This is a genomic window from Mycobacterium sp. (assembly GCF_049802695.1).
GTDB lineage: Bacteria > Actinomycetota > Actinomycetes > Mycobacteriales > Mycobacteriaceae > Mycobacterium.
This window is the reverse complement of record NZ_JBARMY010000082.1, coordinates 1-4,291: the sequence shown is the minus strand read 5'-3', so window position 1 is coordinate 4,291 and position 4,291 is coordinate 1. Positions and strand designations below refer to the sequence as shown.

Genomic DNA, 4,291 nt, shown 5'->3' with positions numbered 1-4,291 from the left:
AGTTCATCACCCAGTTGGGCCGCAACTTCCAGGTCATCTACGAGCAGGCCAACTCCCACGGCCAAAAAGTGCAGTCGGCCGGCTCCAACATGGCCAGCACCGACAGCGCCGTCGGCTCCAGCTGGGCTTAACAGCACGTGAACCGACATGCGCTGAGCGCGGCATCATGTGACAATCCTGGTTCATGGGACGGTTGCTAGTAGCACTGGGCGTGACCGCTGCAATCGGGCTCGTCGGATCTGCACAAGCCAACGCCGACAGCACCGACGACGCTTTCCTGGCTTCGCTTCGCCAAGCCAACATCACCTACGGAAAGCCTGATCAAGCTGTCGCAGCCGGCAGATCGGTGTGCGAGATGGTCGCGAGCGGGAAGAAAGCGGCGGACGTCGTGAACGCGCTCAAGGACGCCAATCCGAAATTCACGCTGGACGGGGCTACTCGATTCGTGGGTATCGCGGCGAACGCGTACTGCCCCGACCAGCTGTCACCCGGCGGCAAGGGAGGGGGCACCTGAAAATGTCCGTGAGACGGTTCGTGTTCGCGGCGACCACGACCGCCGTCATCGGTCTCGCTGTCGCTCCGCAGGCGGCTGCGGACAAAACGGACGAGGCCTTCCTCGCTTCGCTTCGCCAGGCCAAGATCAGCTACGGAGACGCCACCCAGGCCGTCGCAGCCGGCAAGAAGGTATGCGATATGGCCAAAAACGGGAAAAATGCTTCGGACGTCGTGCAAGCGGTCAAAACCGACAACCCGGGATTCAGCGACGACGGGGCAACGCGGTTCGCCGCGATTGCGGCGAACTGGTACTGCCCCGATCAGTTGGGCGTCCAGTAGCGACGACCGGCAGCAGCCGCTGTCGTCACCCGAGCCACCTGCTCGAATCGCTGCCTGCGCTCAATACGCCACGTCGGCGTGACCGTCGTTCACACTGATGTTGTCAGCCGTCCGCGCGTGAAAGGACTACCCACCCATGCAGTCGCTGAGCCTCGCCGACTTCGCGCTGCGCCTGGGCGTGGGGGTCGGGTGCGGCTGCCTGATCGGGCTGGAGCGGCAGTGGCGGGCGCGGATGGCCGGGCTGCGCACCAACGCGCTGGTGGCCACCGGTGCCACCTTGTTCGTGCTCTACGCCGCCGCCACCAACGACAGCAGCCCGACCAGGGTCGCGTCCTACGTCGTCTCGGGTGTCGGGTTTCTCGGCGGTGGCGTGATCCTGCGGGAGGGATTCAACGTCCGCGGCCTCAATACCGCTGCGACATTGTGGTGCTCGGCTGCCGTGGGTGTGCTGGCCGCCTCCGGGAACCTGCTGTTCGCCGCGATCGCCACCGCGACCATCGTGGCGATCCATCTGCTGGGGCGGCCGCTGGGTCACCTGATCGACCGCGACGACGTTGTCGAAGAGGACGAAGACGACCAGCAGTATCAATTGCAGGTAGTCTGCCGACCACGGTCGGAGAAGTTCGCGCGCGCCCAGATCGTGCAGAGCACCCGGGGCAACGACTTCATCCTGCGCGGCATCCACACCGGCCGGGCCGTTGACGACAATGTCGCGCTGACCGCTTACCTGCTCAGCGACGGCCACGCGCCGACTCGCCTTGAGCACTTGGTCGGCGAACTGTCCCTGCAACCGGGCGTCCAGGCAGTGCACTGGTACGCCGGGGACGACGACAATCCGATGCCGTTGGCGCGGTAAACGACGGACAACTCCCGAGTCGTAGGGTGTCTGCTGTGAACGCCATCGCGGACGCTCTGTCGGTGCTACCGGCGCAGATGCGCGATCCGGTGCTGTTCGCGATCCCGGCGTTCCTCGTGCTGCTGATTCTCGAATGGACCGCTGCGCGCAAGCTGCAAAGCCTCGAACACGGCGGTGACCCCGACCGGCCGCTTTCCGGCGCATACCTAGCTCGCGACTCGTGGGCGAGCATCTCGATGGGTCTGGTCTCGGTGGCCACCACGGCGGCCTGGAAGTTCATCGCGCTGCTCGGCTACGCCGCGGTCTACGCCTATCTCGCGCCGTGGCAGCTGTCGGCGACCCGCTGGCACACCTGGGTTATCGCCATCCTCGGCGTTGACCTGCTCTACTACTGCTACCACCGGATGGCCCACCGGGTGCGGCTGATCTGGGCCACTCATCAAGCTCACCACTCCAGCCAGTACTTCAATCTGGCGACCGCCCTGCGCCAGAAGTGGAACAACAGCGGCGAGATACTGATGTGGACGCCGTTGCCGCTGTTGGGCGTACCGCCCTGGCTGGTGTTCGCCAGTTTCTCGCTGAATCTCATCTACCAATTCTGGGTGCACACCGAACGCATCGGCACGATGTGGCGGCCGTTCGAATTCCTGTTCAACACTCCTTCCCATCACCGGGTGCACCACGGTAGGGACCGGGAATACCTGGACAAGAATTACGGGGGCATCCTCATCGTCTGGGATCGACTGTTCGGCACCTTCCAATCGGAGCTCTTTCGGCCGCATTACGGGTTGACCAAACAGATCGACACCTTCAACATCTGGACCCTGCAGACCTACGAATACCTTGCGATCGTTCGCGACGTGCGGTCGGCGTCGCGCCTGCCGGATCGGCTGAAGTATGTCTTCGGGCCACCGGGCTGGAAGCCTTTCGAAGCCGGCCTCAGCCTCGGGCAACCGGAGGTCAGCGCCCTGTTGCCACCGCCGCACTGAGGCGGCAGAAGGCAGCCTTGCTCAATCCGGGCCATCACTATGATTGGACCCGGACAGAATCGGTAATGTCTCGCACCGTTACGCCGGTGGATATCGCCCGGCCTCGACGGAGGGGAATCGACGGTGCGCCACCTTGTCATAGCAGCGTTGGCCGTGATCAGCACCGCGGCGCTGGTGCCGAGCACATCGGCGCCGGCTGCGCACGCCGACCCTGTCCTGGTCTCGCCGGGAATGGAAATACACCAGGACAATCACCGGTGCACCTTGGGTTACGTCGACCCGACCCTCCGGGTGGCTTTCACGGCCGGCCATTGCCGGGGTGGTGGACCGGTCCTCAATAAGGACGGCGCCCTCATCGGCAACCTCGCCACCTTCCGGGACAACACCCCGAGCGGCGCAAACGTGGCCACCGACCAGCTGATCGCCGATTACGAGGCGATTGTGCTGACCGGCGACGTCGCGGCCAACAATGTGCTGCCCGGTGGGCGCACGCTGGGATCAGATCCCGGTCTGGTGGTCTCGCCCGGCGAGCCCGTCTGCCACTTCGGCGTGGTCACCGGTGAAAGCTGCGGCACGGTCGAGCAGGTGAACAACGGCTGGTTCACCATGTCGCGCGGCGTCGTGAATGAGAAGGGTGACTCCGGCGGGCCGGTATACATCGGCGGGGCCGGCGGGTCCAGCCTGATCGTCGGGATTTTCACCAGCACCTGGGGCGATCTTCCCGCGGCGGTCTCCTGGCGCGACACCACCCAGCAGGTCCGCGAGGACCTCGGCGTCAACAACCGCGCCGGCGGTCCGCTCATCTAGCGCAGGGTGAATTAGAACGTGTTCAGGCTCGGTCTCGGCGGCTGATCCCGGTGGGCGCGGCAACACCTTCCGACCGGGCCAGCGGCTGGGCTATTCTGCGAAGCGATGAGCCAATGCGGCGGGTCGCCGGTGCAGATCGCGTGGGTGACACGTCACCTCGAAGCCACTGAAAACGCCCTCACCGGCCTATTAGGGGTGCGGAAGTGGGTGCGCATGCCCCAACTGCATTTCGGCCCGGACACCTGCAGCTACCGCGGCGAGCCCGCCGACTTCGTCGCCAACATCTCGTTGAGCTATCTCGGCGACATGCAGTTGGAGCTCATCGAGCCGGTCCGCGGGAAGAACATCTATAGTGACTTTCTCGACGCGAGCGGTCCGGGTTTGCATCACATCTGCGTCGAGGCGGAAAGCACCGAGCGGTTCGCTGCCATGCTGGCCGAGGCCACTCGTTTCGGCGCGGCCGTCGTCCAGCAGGGCGTCATGCCCGGCGGGATGCAGTTCGCCTACGTCTCGGCGCCGGAGGCCGGCGTGCCTTTCCTGGAAATCGCATACGTCACCTCTGAAATCCGGGCGTTCTTCGACTACATAAAACAGGAGCAGGCGTGAGCCGCGCCACCGACGATGCAGAGCGCAGCGATGAGGAGGAGTGGCGCCAATGAGCACCGAGATTCCGGCAACGGTGAATGCCGACGACGTGACGTCGTGGTCGGACGAAGTCGACGTGGTGGTGATCGGTTTCGGCATCGCCGGCGGGTGCGCTGCGGTGAGTGCGGCGGCCGCAGGCGCGCGGGTGCTGGTACTCGAG

6 protein-coding genes and 2 pseudogenes are annotated in these 4,291 nt (G+C 65.0%); all 8 read left to right on the top strand.

Translation table 11 applies throughout. The annotated features are described in order from the left end of the window. Positions 1-131 (top strand): annotated as a pseudogene (locus WA317_RS02865) (type VII secretion protein EsxI); the annotation flags it as partial. A 53-nt stretch (positions 132-184) separates the two neighbouring features. Then, entirely contained in the window at positions 185-514 is a 330-nt protein-coding gene (locus WA317_RS02860; RefSeq protein ID WP_425171600.1) for a DUF732 domain-containing protein, read from the top strand. Between the two features lie 8 nt (positions 515-522). Further along, positions 523-834, top strand: coding sequence for a DUF732 domain-containing protein (locus WA317_RS02855; RefSeq protein ID WP_425171599.1), 312 nt, complete (start codon positions 523-525; stop codon positions 832-834). Between the two features lie 136 nt (positions 835-970). Next, complete coding sequence (locus tag WA317_RS02850) at positions 971-1,690, top strand: MgtC/SapB family protein (RefSeq protein WP_425171598.1); 720 nt, start codon at positions 971-973, stop codon at positions 1,688-1,690. A gap of 77 nt (positions 1,691-1,767) precedes the next feature. Continuing rightward, the gene (locus tag WA317_RS02845) at positions 1,768-2,679 is read left to right on the top strand and encodes a sterol desaturase family protein (RefSeq protein WP_425171601.1); all 912 of its coding nucleotides are present in this window, start codon (positions 1,768-1,770) and stop codon (positions 2,677-2,679) included. A 123-nt stretch (positions 2,680-2,802) separates the two neighbouring features. Then, a complete protein-coding gene (locus tag WA317_RS02840) occupies positions 2,803-3,486 on the top strand; it encodes a hypothetical protein (protein WP_425171597.1) in 684 nt (227 codons plus the stop codon). 105 nt (positions 3,487-3,591) lie between these two features. Continuing rightward, the gene (locus tag WA317_RS02835) at positions 3,592-4,092 is read left to right on the top strand and encodes a VOC family protein (protein WP_425171596.1); all 501 of its coding nucleotides are present in this window, start codon (positions 3,592-3,594) and stop codon (positions 4,090-4,092) included. 49 nt (positions 4,093-4,141) lie between these two features. After that, positions 4,142-4,291, top strand: a pseudogene (locus tag WA317_RS02830) (FAD-binding protein); the annotation flags it as partial.

Coding starts and splice junctions, on each gene's coding strand:
- WA317_RS02835 (WP_425171596.1), top strand. CDS start 3,592: ATGAGCCAATGCGGCGGGTCGCCGGTGCAGATCGCGTGGGTGACACGT.
- WA317_RS02850 (WP_425171598.1), top strand. CDS start 971: ATGCAGTCGCTGAGCCTCGCCGACTTCGCGCTGCGCCTGGGCGTGGGG.
- WA317_RS02845 (WP_425171601.1), top strand. CDS start 1,768: ATGCGCGATCCGGTGCTGTTCGCGATCCCGGCGTTCCTCGTGCTGCTG.
- WA317_RS02860 (WP_425171600.1), top strand. CDS start 185: ATGGGACGGTTGCTAGTAGCACTGGGCGTGACCGCTGCAATCGGGCTC.